The following is a 14,960-nucleotide window of genomic DNA, read 5'->3' as shown; positions in this document are numbered from 1 at the left end:
CACCACCGTTTCAACATGGCACGAGTTGATTGCATGAATGTCAAATACCCTTGTTCGTTCGTGGAAACAAGTCTATACTATTCACATTCACCTTTGTAGTAAAACTCTTACGTTTCCTCGTCTTCATTGACTTTTTTTGTCATATCAGCCAATCTCTTCTTTATTGCCTCAATAATCTTAGTAACATCATTTATGAAATTCTGGGTAAGTGCTGCCTTCAAACCATATTCCGCCTGCAATTCATTTGTTCGATTTGTCGTCAATTCATTTTTCAGTTTTTCAAAATTAGGCATTGATTTTGCTATTAAAAAATCTTGAGATCCTATTTTTGATTCCCATATTTTTTGGAATACTCCGATAAAAGATACTCTATCTGAATTTTGCAATTTTTTATAGCACTCCATAACAGCTTGACACACCTCTTCATCAAAAATATTAAATCTTTTATTCTCGCATTCATACAAATCTGATATATTTTCAGACTTCAATGCTGTCAAATATTTTTTTTTATTAATTGCAAACATTTGGACTTCTTCTTCTCGAAATCTACATATCTTCTCGTAAATCAGACCTTCTTCTTTAGTAAGTGAATTCACATCATTTGGTGAAATCATGCGTCTGACGCGGGTATCAGGTTCATCGCTATTACATATAGTTTCTAAACATATGTCAACACCCTCATCTAATTTCTTCATATCTGGAACTTCTGGCAATTCATAAGCGATAGTTCTTGCCAAAAGAATATTTCCAATCAAATCAATATACTCATCAACTAGCAACTGTCCTTTATAAGCATTCTGTAACACCTCTGGAAATCCTTCCCTGATAACATCCTCCTCAAGGTCAATCAATCTCATGTTTCTTACTAATTCTTCTGGGGTTGCTTTCCTTTTTACTTCTATCATTTTGTTTATATCATCAGAAATATTTTTTTCATTCCACTCTCCCATCATAATCCATTCACGGATACTTGTAAGCATATAACGCCTTACATAATAACCCGGATATTCTTTTTCAACATCAGCGTCACAAAATATGTATCCATATCGATCAGACTTACTTATTTTTCCTTCCTTTGCTAAAAGAGTGTAGGAAACAAAAGTTTGGAAATATGCTGGTAATTCCTCATCAATGCCTTTTTCTTTTAGTTCCACAAATACTCTTTGAAAATCTTGCATTGCACATTTTACACTTCTTATATTTTCAATATTTCCACAAATAAATACGTTGATTAAATCCACAATGTGATTCGACAAAAAATCCTTATACTCATATTTTTTAGTTTGATATGACATAGCTAAATTTTCTATAATCTTTTTATAATCAGGAATGTTTTTCAATGTCCTTGTAACTATTTTTTCTTTTATTTCAGAATATTTAATTTTCCCGCTTTTACGTTCTGTTCCAGAAAAACCTTCTTCCCCATCTTCATGAGATTCCTGGTTTTTGGCTATAATTTTTTCCTCATTTGCAACAATAATAGTTTTTATATGCTTGTTTTCACTATACTCATTAATGCATCCCAATACATCTATCTCATCCAAGTTACTTCTTTCCAAGTCATCAAAAACCAAAATAACATGTCGTCCAGCAATGCTTTCTTCTACAGGCATACAATCACTAGGATTTAAAGCTAATATCTTGTCAAATCCCGGTACTTTTTTTGCCATTCCAGATGCAAACTGAACTACTTTTCCAAATTTACTCTTTCCTATTTTTTCTGATAAATCACTAATTGTTTCTGTAACTTTTTCAACATGGTCACCAAGTTGTGCTGCTTTCTCGCTTGAAACATGCGGAAATGCCTTAGCAAATTCCTCAATATTTCCTCCCATATTCAGCATTACTTCTTGAAAATACGCCTTTTGTACTTTTTGATGAATGCTATCAATGGACGATTCTCCAAATAACGAAATGCGGAGAATAATATATTCATTTCCCAATGCCTTTGCCAAATCGTTTTCTATCAAATATGTTTTTCCACATCCCCACTTGCCAGTAAACATTAATGCACCAAATACATTTTCTTCTTGACAAAAATATACTAATTCATCGACTGTAGCCATATACTTCCTCCATTGTCATGTCTTATTTCCACTAGATATGCTTTCACCATCGCTTAAAATGAATCGTTGCTCATATTCAACTCCCAGTGCTTTTGCAATTGCCATCATTTCCTCAAAGGAAACTGTACCTCTTTTTAGTTTTTTATTGAAATTTTGCGGTGTCTGGTCAATACGCCTACACAACTCCGCAAGACTGATATTCTGCTTCTCACACAGCGTTCTGATCATATCCGATGTTGTCATGATACACCTCCACTAATATGCATTACACTATAAACCATTTGGTTGATAAATACAAGATATTTATATGATAGTTCATTGAAAATTTACAAACGGAAAACACCCTGCATTTCTGCTCAGCAATCATTCGATTGAACTCTTCACGTTTTTTGGTGTTGGTGCCTGATATGCCGTCGTCAGCGAATATTCCGGCAAACTCCCACTCCTCATTTTTCTGTATGAAGTTGTTGTAATGCTCCACCTGTGCCTCATAACTGGTAGCCTGCTCATCGCTGTCTGTACTGACACGGCAGTACGCTGCAACCCTGAGCTTCGGCTTTACTTCTTTGTTTACTGTGTTGCCGACACGCTTTCGTGCCGGGATAACTGTTATGCTCTTTTTCAGAAATGGACACCTATTCACTCTCCGCAAGACTACTTAAGATAGAAAGCATTAACTCGCTTTCCATGCTGTCCGTATTAATGTTCTCCTTTTCAAAAATCACGGTAACATTCAGGCTAATCAGCTTTCTCACCAACTCCAGACAATCTGTAGTATTTCTGCTGAATCGACTGATGGACTTTGTGATGACCAAATCAACAAAACCTTTTTCGCAAGAATCTATCAGGGAATTCAGACCGTCACGGCACTCCTTTTTTCGTGCCTGTGATACCTTCATCGTAAAATACCCCTGCGTACTCCCACTCGCAATTAGACTTGATGTAATCCTCATAATGTGCCTTCTGCGTATCAAGACTGATAAGCTGTTCATCACTTGCTGTAGATACTCTGCAATAGGCAGCCACACGGGTTTTCTTCTTAACCGATATGGTTTTATTTTCTTCAATTTTTATTATCCTTTTCATCAACTCACCTCGCTTTCGGTATGGACATATTCCCGTACTAATCGATATATATCAAGTCATTTAGGGCATAATCTCCGCTAAATATGGGGAGAAAGTTTTGCGGTTTCTCTCGCTGATTTTGTTGAATTCATCCACAGAAATCAGACCTTTATCGAGCATTTCTTTTATAATTTTCTGTGCCATACAATATTTATAATCACTACACAATTGTTCCTCCGTCATGCGTGATTTCATAAGAGCAGGGGAACTGCCCGGCTCTATAATTTCCGTTATTGTTTTATTCTCATCATTCATTTGAAAAGCACCTCCTACCTTATAGCCTTGGCAGGAGGTGTAATCTGACGTTTTCCTAATCTTTTTTATAGAAGCTGCATTCGAACCCGTCCACTCGGAGCAGAAGTCCTGAAATCCAAGTCGGAGTTCTGCCCATCTGCTCACACACGGCATCAAGGGAAACTCCCATGCTGCACTCAATAATCAGTTCATCATGAACATGACCGCATATAAAGCAGTGGGATAAGGTACGCATGGAATGAGCCTTGATGAATTCCATATTCATCGGGGCTTTTTCTATCGTTACAACCATTAACCATAATAACGATACCCCACAGCAATCGGTAAAAGCGTATGCTAAATCCGCCATATCTCGTTACTCTGGGTTCAGCCATTTTCGTACTTCCGGGCAAAAAATATGACCGCTACATTCGGTCATTTACAGAAACCCTTATCCAAGCCACATCCAGGCTTTGTTCTTTGTATCAATCACACAACTGTTTCATCTATTGCTGTTCTAAAAGCTATACAATGCAAATTTAACCCACTTATCAACAAATTCACACAGGTAACATTATTTAATGGTAGCCGGTGCATTTGCACCTGCTGGAACATCGTGATACATCTAAAATCCTTACTTGGATTCCTTTTTCACAGCCTTGAAAAGTTTCTCAGGTGTTTTGCTCAATTTCCATAAGTCTTTATCATGACTGATCTTGGCATCTGCTTTAGTAGAAATCATAAAATGTTGGATATCCACATCCGAATATCCCTGCATTTTTAAATAGTGCCTTAATTCTCTTTTCGCAGCATTATGCATTTCAAACAGTATCCTCTCGTCCACTTCCCTGCTGCTGATACCCCAAAATTTGTTAAGAACCCGTGCAATCTCTTCATCATTTACACCCACATCATAGAGAGCCGCAATCGTATTTGTTATTCCCATTTCGATTGCTTCTGAAAATGCTTAATCGGCTCTGTCTTCATAAACTTCTCTTGCAATATCTAAAACAGCACTCCCACCCTTTTGCAAATATTCTTTCACGATATCAGTACTTATCTTTTCCATATACTATTCTCTTCTAAGTTCTGTACTTTGGATTACAAATACTTCTTAAACGCTTTCTTCATCTTCATCGCAACATCCATCGCCCAATCGAACTGCTCCGACCATTTATCCTTATTATCAAAATCTGCATCATGAATTACCAGAATCCTGCTTGCCTTCTTATCCGGCAATTCTCTCCAATCTAGCATCATTCCCATATCTGATTCAATGTCCGCCTTGTGGGAATAAAATTTCTGATAAAGCTCTTTATCGTCAGTAATGTACCATTCTACGGTAATATTGTTATCTTTCCTGACTTGCAGTAAACCGATATGGCAGGCAGAAGATCCAACACTCAATGTCATCCAATGGTCAGTGCTGGCTTTTCTTCTGTTAAAAGCCTTAGCAAACGCCGCATTATTGAAAGCATATTCGTTAAAGGCAACCCAATAATCATATCTTGCCTGCAGCGTGGGAGAACTGCTTGCCTGTCGTTTAATTTCTTTCGTCCAGTCATTGGGCTTCTCGACCACCTCAAACTTTACCGCAATGTCCGAATTACCAATTTGATACAGCTTTATTTCCAAAAGGAAGAATGCTATGTTCTCATCAGTGTGGTTATTGAGCCACTCAATTGCCGCCCTGTGTTCTTCACGAGCGCGCTTTACCACCCAAATTACAATATCCGCTGATTTGCCTGATGCATATGTAATCAGTTTGCCAAGATGATCGTGGTTGGTGTCCTCCAGCTGATTTTCAATAATGATTTTTCTATCCGTCCCGGTTTCAGTCGCATAAATATCTACATTAAAATCGCCGACACTTGACTCGGTTTCATCTACAGTAATCTCCAAACCTACTGCATCCGTTAACAAAGCAAGGTTTTCTTCTTCAGCAAGCCACGGTGTGAAATCCAATGCTTCATGTGGCCACACTTTCCTCAAATCCTTTATTTCTTTCAATTTTCCTAAATTCATCATTTGAATTTTCTCCTTGCTCATTTGACATCAATTCCATACATCAGCCATTCATCTATCTTTTCAGTCTCTTCGATTGCTTTCAATAATCGTCTGCACACTCACCAAGCCAAAAACGAATAATAAGTCATAGGGCAGGTTTCAAAATCCCATCAAGGCATCATTGAAATCTCACCCTCTTTTTCAAATTCTCCAGTCATTCACATCTTGCTCCAACTTCCGAGAAACGCCCATTTTATCGGCTTTTTCGGTACTTTTACGTCTCTTTTCTCGTCATTAAGCAAACGCACTCAACATGCACCGTCATCCCAAACTGATCCACAGGTGTCACTTCCCTCAACTCATATCCATTCTCTCTTAGATACTTCACATCCCTTGCTAAAGTGGCACTGTCACAACTTACGTACACAATTCTCTCTGGTTCCATATTTACCATAGTCTCTAAAAGCGATTCTGCACAACCCTTTCTTGGAGGGTCTACAACAATTACCTCGGCTCTTCCATGCTCCTTTATATGTGCCGGCAGAACTTCTTCTGCCTTTCCCACATAAAACCGGGCATTTGCAAGTCCATTTATTTTTGCATTTTCTTTTGCATTTTCAATTGCCTCTGGAACAACTTCCACGCCGTATACCATCTCTGCTTTTTGAGCCAGAAACAAAGAAATTGTGCCGATTCCACAATAAAGATCCCAAACCTTTTCTTTTCCTTTCAGGTCTGCATAGGTAAGAGCCAGATTATACAACTTCTCTGTTTGTTTTTGGTTGACTTGGTAAAAAGCAAGGGGGGAAATCTGAAAGCTCAAATCGCCAATTTTATCTGTAATATACTCTTGCCCCCAGATTGTGATAATCTCATTTCCCATGATAACATTCGTGTTCTTTTTATTAACAGACAAGGAAATACTCGTCATTCCCTGAATCCCCACAAGTGCCTCTATTAGCTCCTCTTTCTTGGGAATTGTATTTCCATTAATGACAATAGAAACCATCCACTCTCCCGTTTTTTCTCCATACCGAATCAAAACATGACGAATAAGTCCCCTGTGTCCTACCTCATCATAAGGTTCAATCTGATGTTTTTCCATATGAGAAATTATTTTGTTTAATATGGTTTTATTTTCTTTCTTTCCTAGGAGACAATCATCTACAGGAATAATCTGATGAGTTCTTCCAGCATAAAACCCTGCCACTATTCTTCCATCTCGATTTCGTCCAATAGGATACGCCGCTTTGTTGCGATAGCGAAATGGCTCTTCCATTCCAACAATTGGGTTCATCACTTTCTCCAGCAATGGGGAAGGAACTTTCCCAATCCTTTCCAGATTTCCTTTTACGGTTTTTTCTTTAAACGTCAGCTGCTTCTCATAAGACAATGCTTGAAGCTGACAGCCTCCACAGGGTTCCGCAATGGGACAAGGAGGCTCAATTCGATCCGGTGATGGATGTAATATTTCTTCTACTCGGCCATACCCATATGTTTTCTTCGTTTTCGTAATACGAGCCAGAATTTCATCTCCTGGAATCCCGCCTTTAACAAAGAGGGGATAGTTCTGTATCTTCCCTATCCCTTCTCCATTAATTCCTATATCTTCAATTGTCACTTTTACAACATCATTCTTTTTCATTCTATTCGCTTGTCTTTCTTATATTTGATTCAAAGAGACGGTTATATCCAATCCAACCTGTATCTTCTCGATCCTTTAAAAGCTCTGTCATCGTCTGCATCTTCGCATCTGTACAATCTGCAAAGTTTAAAGCTAAAGCCTCTGCAAGAGCCGGCTTCTTTGGCGAACCATACTCCAGCTCTCCGTGGTGAGCCACGACACAATGCTTTAACTCATTTGCCAAAACAACAGGAAATCCTTCTATATGACGAATACTTTCATCTATCATCTCCACACCTATCACAATATGGCCTAAAAGTTGACCCGCATCTGTATAATCATTATCTGGAAATGCAGAAAGCTCTCTTATTTTTCCGATATCATGAAAGAGCGCAGCTGCATAAAGCAAGTCTGCATTTAAAATCGGATAGGCTCCAATCATATATTCACAGAACTTTACAACACTTAGAGTATGCTCTAAAAGTCCTCCAGCAAACCCATGATGAACGGTCTTTGCCGCAGAATGGTTTTTAAAGCACTGAATAAAAGCTGCATCCTCTACGAAATAAAAGGATAGTGCCTTCTTTAGGTATGTATTCTCTATACGATTTATGAAGCTTAAAAGCTCATCGTACATTTCGTCCACACTTTTCTCTGTCGTTGGCATATAATCTCCCGGATTATATTCTCCCTCTTTTGCAACTCTCAGTTGTCTAATATTTAACTGCAGATTATTGTTATAACTAATTACCTCTCCTACAATTTCAACAAAATCCTTTTCGTCATAATCTGCAATTCCTCCAGAATTTGGATCCCAGATTTTCCCATCAATGGTTCCACTTTTATCTTGAATCAGGAGATTATCATAAGGCTTTCCATTTCTTGTCTGAGCCACTCTTTTACCCTTACACAGATAGACTCCTCTCACATTATCTCCATCCCGCAATTCATTAATATATTTCATATCTTTCCTCTTTCTGATTTATTGTTTTGTCCCTACTTCTACGGTAAAAGTCACATCTACATATTCCTCTCCCGCTCCCTTGCGAAGTCCTTCTATTTTCACTGCTTTTCCTGGTTCTATTTTCATGATTTCTGCACCGTATCCACTCACTGTTGCCACAGGGTTTCCTGCAACTTCAGTAATGACATCTCCCGGTTGAATTCCTGCATTCATCGCCGGTGAATCTCCAGCCACATTCTTTACATAAATTCCTTTTGGAATACCTTTTTCTTCAATCTCTTCTGTAACGTCGATTCCCAGTACTCCGACATATGGAATCGAGATATTATTTAACAGCTTTTCAATGCGCACTTTTAAATCCGAAATGCCATAGCCAGTTATGAGACTCATGCTTGGCGATTCTGATAGCTGCTGGTCAACCATACCAATGATTTCTCCCTCCATATTTGCAATAAAACCTGTCCCATTTTCTGCTGCCGGAACATCTGTTGCAATAACATGAAATTCTCCATCATACTTAGAAACCACCTTTTTGATTGAAGATACATTTCCAAAGCCAAGACCATTACTATACCCAAATGGATGCCCCAGAACAATAATATTATCTCCTCTTCCCACACCTGCCAAATTGCCGAGCTGAGGAATCGTGATTTGATTAATCGTCGTTTCATCCATACTTTCTTTGTCCACAGAGTAGACTCCAAAGCCCAGAACCTCTTCCTTATTTCGCAAAGAAGCCACATAGGTTTTATTATCATTAAAGGTAACCTTAAAGCTTGTCGCGCCTTTGGCAATATTGGTTCTGCCATAGATGAGCACTTCTTTTCCTGTCTCTGCTAAAATCAAGCCGGAAACCACATTTGTCTTTTCAAAAGAACTGGACTTCCATTGCTCGTCATCTAAAATACCTTCTATTTCTACAACACTTTTAAATACTGTGTTCGCTACTGTATTTCTTGCGCGATTCATTTCCTGGTAGTTTTTTTCTCCCTGTTCCTGTGGGGTTAAATCTTCTTCTACCTGCTCCTCTTCCTTTTCATTCTCTTCTTGTTCCTGATCCTCAATCGTAATCTGCTGATTGTTGGACGAAGGGTCAAACCAAGGTTTTGACACACCAAAAGCTATGCTTGCGAGAAGACCAAATATCAGCGCTTTACCAGCAAACTTCATACATGCCTTTAAAATTTTTTTATTATCTACCTTCTCATCCTTAATCGTTTCCTTGAAAAAAGAATGTTCTTCCCCACTTGGGCGCTTTTCCTCATCCATATGTATATCTCCTTTATTGCCCTTTTTACAGTATAACTGATTGCTATTAAATGTTCAATAAGGTAGAATATGTCTAGGTGAAAAATATGAATGAAAAAACTTTAATAAAACTAGAATATCCAAAAATAATTGAACAACTGAAAAACCATGCCTCCTCTGTAGGAGGAAAACGCCTTTGCGAAAACTTAAAACCCATGACCAGCTTAGAGCAAATCAACCGTGCCCAAGAAGAAACCTCTTGTGCCTTTACTCGTCTGGTTAAAAAAGGAAACCCTTCCTTTTACGGTCTTATTCCCGTGGATGGCTCCTTGAAACGTCTGGAAATCGGAGGAACCCTTGGCAGCGGTGAACTACTAAATATACAAAAGCTTCTCCGCATAACCGGACAAGTAAAATCCTATGGCCGCCAGGAACAAAATGATGACACGCAGGATTTACTAAATGAACTTTTTGATCAGCTCATGCCTCTTACTCCTCTTTCTACTGAGATTGCAAGATGCATTCTTTCTGAAGATGAAATCAGTGATGAGGCCAGTCCTACACTCAAACATATTCGTATTGCGATGCAGCGGCTCAATGATAAAATACACTCCACTTTAACCCAACTGGTAAACGGAAGGTATCGTACTTATCTACAGGATCCTATTATAACCATGCGAGGTGATCGTTACTGTATCCCTGTGAAAGCAGAGTATAAAAACCAAGTGCCCGGGATGGTTCATGACCAATCCTCTACCGGCTCTACTCTTTTTATTGAGCCTATGACCATTGTAAACTTAAACAATGAGCTGAAAGAATTGTACGCAAAGGAAAATGATGAAATTCAAGTAATTCTTGCCACCTTAAGTGCAAGCACTGGCGAGTATGTCCCAGAAATCCGAAGAAACTATCATGTGCTTTGTGAGCTTGATTTTATTTTTGCAAAAGGCTCTCTTTCTTTAGAAGAAAACGCCTCAAAACCACTCTTTAATACTCAGGGCATTATTCATATACGAAGCGGCCGTCATCCACTTCTGGATCAGAAGACAGTCGTTCCTATTACGGTTACTTTAGGAGAAGACTTTAATCTTTTAATTATTACAGGTCCTAATACCGGAGGTAAGACAGTTTCGCTCAAAACCATCGGTTTATTTACTTTAATGGGACAATCCGGATTACATATTCCAGCTCTGGATCGTTCAAAGCTCTGTATTTTTAAAAATGTGTTTGCTGATATTGGAGATGAGCAAAGCATTGAGCAAAGCCTCAGTACCTTCTCTTCCCATATGACAAATATCGTATCTTTTTTAGATGAAGCCAATAGAGATTCCTTAGTTCTTTTTGATGAACTCGGTGCTGGAACAGACCCTACGGAAGGTGCTGCTCTTGCAATTTCAATTTTAGACCATCTCTTTCAAAAGCAAGTGCGCTGCGTAGCTACAACACATTATAGTGAGCTTAAAGTGTACGCAATGTCTACTCCAGGTATTGAAAATGCCAGCTGTGAGTTTGATGTTGAGACTCTACGGCCTACCTACCGCCTACTGATTGGCATTCCCGGAAAGAGTAATGCCTTTGCAATTGCCAGTAAGCTTGGACTTTCTGATAACATTATTGAAAAAGCCAGAGAACAGCTTTCCTCACAAGATGAATCCTTCGAAGATCTTCTTACAGATTTAGATGCTTCCAGAAAAGAATTAGAACAAGACCGGGAAGAAATCAAACGGTATAAAAATGAAATTTCCAGTTTGAAAAACAGTGTGGAAAAAGAAAAAGAAAAACTGCGTCAGGAAAAGGAGCGAAAAATCCGGGAGGCCACAGAAGAAGCACGAGAAATACTAAGCAGTGCAAAGGCCGAAGCCGATGAAATCGTAAAGACCCTTCGGAAGATGGGCTCTGCACCTGTAACTATGGCAGACGTTGAAAGAGAACGGGAACGTCTTCGAAAGAAAATGTCCGGCCTTCAAGACAAAAATGCCTCTCTTCAAAGCAAACCAGCTAAGGCTCATAAGCCCGAGGAATTCAAGCTAGGAGAAAGCGTTAAAGTCTTAAGTCTGAATGTAAAAGGACACGTTATTGCTCCTCCCGATCGTAAAGGTCTTGTACAAGTTCAAATGGGTATCATCAAATCCAAATTTCCTATTGGAGACTTGGAAATCATTGATGAAGAACCTTTGTATTTAAAGAAAAGCCGGGAACAAAAGGGAAATCAGAAGATGAAAATGGGAAAATCTTTCCAGATTCGGCCGGAAATAAATCTTCTGGGTAAAACAGTAGATGAGGCAATTTCTTCCTTGGATAAATACTTGGATGATGCTTATCTTGCCCACCTTCCTTCTGTTCGTGTTGTCCACGGAAAAGGAACTGGCGCTCTTCGCAAAGGCGTACATGAATATCTAAAAAGACAGAATTATATAAAATCCTTCCGCCTCGGTGAATTCGGTGAAGGAGACAGCGGTGTTACAATCGTAGAATTTAAATAAGGAGTATACCAATGGTAGAAAAAACAAAAATTTTAATTGTCGATGACGATGAAAATATCGCTGAACTAATTTCCCTGTATTTGACAAAGGAATGTTATGATACAAAAATGGTTCACAGCGGTGAAGATGCAATCAATGTCTTTGATTTATACAATCCAGATTTAATTCTTTTAGATCTTATGCTTCCAGGGATTGATGGCTATCAAGTCTGCCGGGAAATCCGAACTTCTTCTTCGGTTCCTATCATTATGCTCTCTGCTAAGGGAGAGGTATTTGACAAAGTTTTAGGTCTGGAGCTTGGTGCTGATGATTACCTCATTAAGCCCTTTGACACAAAGGAACTTGTTGCAAGAGTAAAAGCCGTTTTGCGTCGATTCCAGAATCAAGGGCAAGACACAAAACCAAAAGCCAACCAAAAATACGTATCTTACCCTGGCCTGGAAATTAATCTGGTAAATTATTCTGTTATTGTAGATGGTTCCCATGTCGATATGCCCCCCAAAGAGATGGAGCTTCTCTATTTTCTGGCTGCTTCTCCAAACCAAGTATTTACCAGAGAACAGCTTCTTGATCAAATCTGGGGCTATGATTACATTGGCGATACCAGAACCGTAGATGTACATATCAAGCGTCTGCGGGAAAAAATAAAAGATCACAAAGAATGGAAGCTCGGCACAGTATGGGGCATTGGATACAAATTTGAAGTTTCATAAAGAGGATACCTATGCGAAGTACATTACATTTGAAATTTTATATCATTTATATTATATATGGTTTTCTAAGCTTCTTTGTCGTTGCTTCTCTTTCCACAAATGCATTGGATAACCTCTTATTTGAAGAGATTACCAGTACAATGTACAAAGAAGCCAGTATGATTGCCTCTGATTATCTGGTAGATTACTACACCGACAAAATAGATGAGCGACAAGTCAGCACCGTCCTAAAAGGTGTGGAAAAGCAATTAGATGCATCCGTATGGTTTGTTGCCAGAGACGGAGAAATGATTGCGTCCGCCTATTCGGATCGCTATCAGTTTCCTCCTTCAAAGGTAGAAAACTTTAACCCTGCTGAAATGGGAGGACATCGTTATCTTGTTGGAAGCTACCATGATTACTTTAACCAGGAAGTTCTAACCGTTTTGTCTCCTGTCATTCATGGATTAAGTCCGGGAGGCTACCTTCTCATTCATAAAAGCACCCAATCTATTTATGATTTCCACTCTCGCCTAATGTTTTACGTTTATGGCTTTGTTTTAATTACATACGTTTTCTCTTTTCTTGTTTTAGTGGGATATAACTTCTTAGTCTATCGTCCCCTTCGAAAAATCACAGAGGCCGCAAAACAATATGCTTCCGGAAATTTAGATTACGTGATCCCAGTGAATAAAGAAGATGAAATCGGTTATCTTTCCGCATCTTTAAATTATATGTCTGCCCAACTTCGGGATATGGAAAATTATCAGCGTTCATTTGTGGCAAATGTTTCCCATGATTTCCGTTCTCCTCTCACTTCTATTAAGGGATATGTCGAGGCCATTGTAGATGGCACCATTCCCCCTGAGATGCAGGAAAAGTACTTGAAAATCATTTTAAACGAAACTGAGCGTCTTACAGATCTTACGAAAGATTTGCTCACTTTAAATGCCTATGACAAAGGCCAAATGCCTTTAGAGCGTGAGACCTTTGATATACATGAAGTCATCAAAAATGTTGTCTCTTCCTTGGAAGGAATCTGTAAAGAAAAGCAGCTCTCTATCGACCTGATTCTTGCCACAAAACATTTATCTGTCTATGCAGACAAATCCAAGATTCAACAAGTATTATACAATTTAATTGACAACGCTCTAAAATTCAGTGAGCCAAACACCATCGTCACCATTGAAACGACGGATATATCCGAAAAAATTTCTGTCTCTGTTAAAGATGATGGTTGTGGGATTTCCAGTAATGAACTCAGCAAGATTTGGGATCGCTTTTATAAAGCAGATCTTTCCCGGGGAAAGGACCGTAAAGGCACCGGCCTTGGTTTATCCATTGTGAAAGATATCTTAGGCGCTCACGGGGAAAATATTCATGTTGTCAGCACCGAAGGTGTGGGCACAGAATTTAAATTTACTCTACCAAAGAAAAAGTCAGGAAGAAGCATATAACATACTTCTTCCTGACTTTTTTATTTGCTCTCTTTTGTGATCATTGTATATCCGGTATCAATAACCGCTTCATTTCCCATTTCCAAAATAGCTCTGGCCGATGCAACGACAGTGGCATACCCCATTCCATAAGGATTTTGGATGATTAAACCATCTGCCTTAGTTGTGTCTTGCACACCATCTGAGAAGCCATAAATCAAAGGTCTGTCAATCTCCTCATTTTCCTCATAGAAGGTAAGAATTTTAGATAGATTTCCATCGTTGGTTGTAAAGATTCCCGCTATATTTTCTTCCTGGCTCAAAAACTCACTGAAATCCTCTATGGTACTCATTTCTACAACAGACTCTGTATCAATTCCAGGGTAACTTTCCTGCATCTCTTGAATAAAGCTTTCTTTTCTTATGATTTCCGAGCGGTTCTTCTCATCCTCTACTAAAATCAATACTTTATCTTCTTCCTCCAGATGCTCCCCCATTTCCTTCCCACACTCTTTGGCAGCAAGTACATTATCCGTTCCAATATTTGCCATGACACCTTTATAGTCACTGCCTGAATCAAAGGTTACGATTGGAATATCATTTTCCATTGCCAAATCAAACTGAACTTCAAATGCAACACAATCGGATAGAGATATGGCTATGGCACTTGGATATCTTGCCAGTTCTTCATCTAATATATTGATTTGCTCTTCCACATCTCCCTTTTTTCCTGGACCACTATAAACCAGCTTTACCTTATCGCTTCCTTCATATCCCAGATTCTCATTAATCTCTTGAACTGCCTTTTCTGCACCCTTTTTTATTTCCTCCCAATATCCTCCCCCAGATGCTCTGCCGATGATAGATATGTAGCTTCCCGGTTCTAAATCAACTCCATAAGTATTTCCATAGGCAGAAGGATTAATCTGATTTAAAGCCTTTCTTTGAGCCGTCTCTTTATCCTCTGCTTCAACTGTTTCATTTTCTGATTGTTTCGGTTCTTCTTTTGCACATCCGGCAGTTAATCCAACGATTAGGACTATGCAAAGAACCCTACTGATTCTCTTTATCATTTAAGTCT

Annotated in this window: 14 protein-coding genes and 2 pseudogenes; 3 read left to right on the top strand and 13 right to left on the bottom strand. The window is 38.9% G+C overall.

The window, feature by feature from the left end; genetic code table 11:
• Positions 1–107: 107 nt before the first annotated feature.
• The 12 genes and pseudogenes from NHH15_RS00560 to NHH15_RS00510 all read right to left on the bottom strand — a co-directional run bounded on the left by NHH15_RS00560 (position 108) and on the right by NHH15_RS00510 (position 9,289).
• Positions 108–2,066 (bottom strand): KAP family NTPase, encoded by a 1,959-nt coding sequence (locus tag NHH15_RS00560; protein WP_262064689.1) that lies wholly within the window; start codon positions 2,064–2,066, stop codon positions 108–110.
• 15 nt (positions 2,067–2,081) lie between these two features.
• The gene (locus tag NHH15_RS00555) at positions 2,082–2,309 is read right to left on the bottom strand and encodes a helix-turn-helix domain-containing protein (RefSeq protein ID WP_262064688.1); all 228 of its coding nucleotides are present in this window, start codon (positions 2,307–2,309) and stop codon (positions 2,082–2,084) included.
• 112 nt (positions 2,310–2,421) lie between these two features.
• Positions 2,422–2,691: pseudogene (locus NHH15_RS00550) on the bottom strand (recombinase family protein); the annotation flags it as partial.
• A 10-nt stretch (positions 2,692–2,701) separates the two neighbouring features.
• Positions 2,702–2,965, bottom strand: a complete 264-nt coding sequence (locus NHH15_RS15930; protein ID WP_330639088.1) for a recombinase family protein — start codon at positions 2,963–2,965, stop codon at positions 2,702–2,704.
• Positions 2,928–3,152, bottom strand: coding sequence for a recombinase family protein (locus NHH15_RS15925; RefSeq protein WP_330639087.1), 225 nt, complete (start codon positions 3,150–3,152; stop codon positions 2,928–2,930). Before NHH15_RS15925 ends, NHH15_RS15930 begins: the two co-directional genes overlap by 38 nt.
• A gap of 60 nt (positions 3,153–3,212) precedes the next feature.
• Entirely contained in the window at positions 3,213–3,446 is a 234-nt protein-coding gene (locus tag NHH15_RS00540; RefSeq protein ID WP_262064853.1) for an SHOCT domain-containing protein, read from the bottom strand.
• Between the two features lie 55 nt (positions 3,447–3,501).
• Positions 3,502–3,681: pseudogene (locus tag NHH15_RS15725) on the bottom strand (DNA polymerase family A protein); the annotation flags it as partial.
• 378 nt (positions 3,682–4,059) lie between these two features.
• Positions 4,060–4,371: a hypothetical protein gene (locus tag NHH15_RS00530; protein ID WP_262064687.1), complete on the bottom strand. Its 312-nt coding sequence runs from the start codon at positions 4,369–4,371 to the stop codon at positions 4,060–4,062.
• A 155-nt stretch (positions 4,372–4,526) separates the two neighbouring features.
• Positions 4,527–5,453 (bottom strand): DUF4268 domain-containing protein, encoded by a 927-nt coding sequence (locus NHH15_RS00525; RefSeq protein WP_262064686.1) that lies wholly within the window; start codon positions 5,451–5,453, stop codon positions 4,527–4,529.
• A 253-nt stretch (positions 5,454–5,706) separates the two neighbouring features.
• Entirely contained in the window at positions 5,707–7,077 is a 1,371-nt protein-coding gene (rlmD, locus tag NHH15_RS00520; protein ID WP_262064685.1) for a 23S rRNA (uracil(1939)-C(5))-methyltransferase RlmD, read from the bottom strand.
• A gap of 1 nt (position 7,078) precedes the next feature.
• Positions 7,079–8,020, bottom strand: a complete 942-nt coding sequence (locus tag NHH15_RS00515; protein ID WP_262064684.1) for a 3'-5' exoribonuclease YhaM family protein — start codon at positions 8,018–8,020, stop codon at positions 7,079–7,081.
• Between the two features lie 18 nt (positions 8,021–8,038).
• Entirely contained in the window at positions 8,039–9,289 is a 1,251-nt protein-coding gene (locus NHH15_RS00510) for a S1C family serine protease (RefSeq protein WP_262064683.1), read from the bottom strand.
• Positions 9,290–9,375: 86 nt separating this feature from the next.
• Between NHH15_RS00510 and NHH15_RS00505 the strand changes: the two genes are divergently transcribed.
• The 3 genes from NHH15_RS00505 to NHH15_RS00495 are packed head-to-tail and all read left to right on the top strand — an operon-like array spanning position 9,376 to position 13,900.
• The gene (locus NHH15_RS00505; protein WP_262064682.1) at positions 9,376–11,751 is read left to right on the top strand and encodes an endonuclease MutS2; all 2,376 of its coding nucleotides are present in this window, start codon (positions 9,376–9,378) and stop codon (positions 11,749–11,751) included.
• A gap of 11 nt (positions 11,752–11,762) precedes the next feature.
• Complete coding sequence (locus tag NHH15_RS00500; RefSeq protein ID WP_262064681.1) at positions 11,763–12,464, top strand: response regulator transcription factor; 702 nt, start codon at positions 11,763–11,765, stop codon at positions 12,462–12,464.
• An 11-nt stretch (positions 12,465–12,475) separates the two neighbouring features.
• Positions 12,476–13,900: a sensor histidine kinase gene (locus NHH15_RS00495; RefSeq protein WP_262064680.1), complete on the top strand. Its 1,425-nt coding sequence runs from the start codon at positions 12,476–12,478 to the stop codon at positions 13,898–13,900.
• Positions 13,901–13,920: 20 nt separating this feature from the next.
• Here NHH15_RS00495 and NHH15_RS00490 read toward each other — a convergent pair whose 3' ends face one another.
• Positions 13,921–14,952 (bottom strand): substrate-binding domain-containing protein, encoded by a 1,032-nt coding sequence (locus NHH15_RS00490; RefSeq protein ID WP_262064679.1) that lies wholly within the window; start codon positions 14,950–14,952, stop codon positions 13,921–13,923.
• Positions 14,953–14,960: the final 8 nt, after the last annotated feature.

The sequence above is a fragment of the Aequitasia blattaphilus genome (assembly GCF_024721305.1).
Lineage (GTDB): Bacteria > Bacillota > Clostridia > Lachnospirales > Lachnospiraceae > Aequitasia > Aequitasia blattaphila.
The sequence above is the reverse complement of the archived record's forward strand: the minus strand, read 5'-3'. Positions and strand labels throughout refer to the sequence as shown.

What these genes read in the sequence shown, in the direction of transcription:
- NHH15_RS00560 (WP_262064689.1), bottom strand. Translation starts at nt 2,066, where the DNA reads ATGGCTACAGTCGATGAATTAGTATATTTTTGTCAAGAAGAAAATGTA.
- NHH15_RS00555 (WP_262064688.1), bottom strand. Translation starts at nt 2,309, where the DNA reads ATGACAACATCGGATATGATCAGAACGCTGTGTGAGAAGCAGAATATC.
- NHH15_RS15930 (WP_330639088.1), bottom strand. Translation starts at nt 2,965, where the DNA reads ATGAAGGTATCACAGGCACGAAAAAAGGAGTGCCGTGACGGTCTGAAT.
- NHH15_RS15925 (WP_330639087.1), bottom strand. Translation starts at nt 3,152, where the DNA reads ATGAAAAGGATAATAAAAATTGAAGAAAATAAAACCATATCGGTTAAG.
- NHH15_RS00540 (WP_262064853.1), bottom strand. Translation starts at nt 3,446, where the DNA reads ATGAATGATGAGAATAAAACAATAACGGAAATTATAGAGCCGGGCAGT.
- NHH15_RS00530 (WP_262064687.1), bottom strand. Translation starts at nt 4,371, where the DNA reads ATGGGAATAACAAATACGATTGCGGCTCTCTATGATGTGGGTGTAAAT.
- NHH15_RS00525 (WP_262064686.1), bottom strand. Translation starts at nt 5,453, where the DNA reads ATGATGAATTTAGGAAAATTGAAAGAAATAAAGGATTTGAGGAAAGTG.
- rlmD (WP_262064685.1), bottom strand. Translation starts at nt 7,077, where the DNA reads ATGAAAAAGAATGATGTTGTAAAAGTGACAATTGAAGATATAGGAATT.
- NHH15_RS00515 (WP_262064684.1), bottom strand. Translation starts at nt 8,020, where the DNA reads ATGAAATATATTAATGAATTGCGGGATGGAGATAATGTGAGAGGAGTC.
- NHH15_RS00510 (WP_262064683.1), bottom strand. Translation starts at nt 9,289, where the DNA reads ATGGATGAGGAAAAGCGCCCAAGTGGGGAAGAACATTCTTTTTTCAAG.
- NHH15_RS00505 (WP_262064682.1), top strand. Translation starts at nt 9,376, where the DNA reads ATGAATGAAAAAACTTTAATAAAACTAGAATATCCAAAAATAATTGAA.
- NHH15_RS00500 (WP_262064681.1), top strand. Translation starts at nt 11,763, where the DNA reads ATGGTAGAAAAAACAAAAATTTTAATTGTCGATGACGATGAAAATATC.
- NHH15_RS00495 (WP_262064680.1), top strand. Translation starts at nt 12,476, where the DNA reads ATGCGAAGTACATTACATTTGAAATTTTATATCATTTATATTATATAT.
- NHH15_RS00490 (WP_262064679.1), bottom strand. Translation starts at nt 14,952, where the DNA reads ATGATAAAGAGAATCAGTAGGGTTCTTTGCATAGTCCTAATCGTTGGA.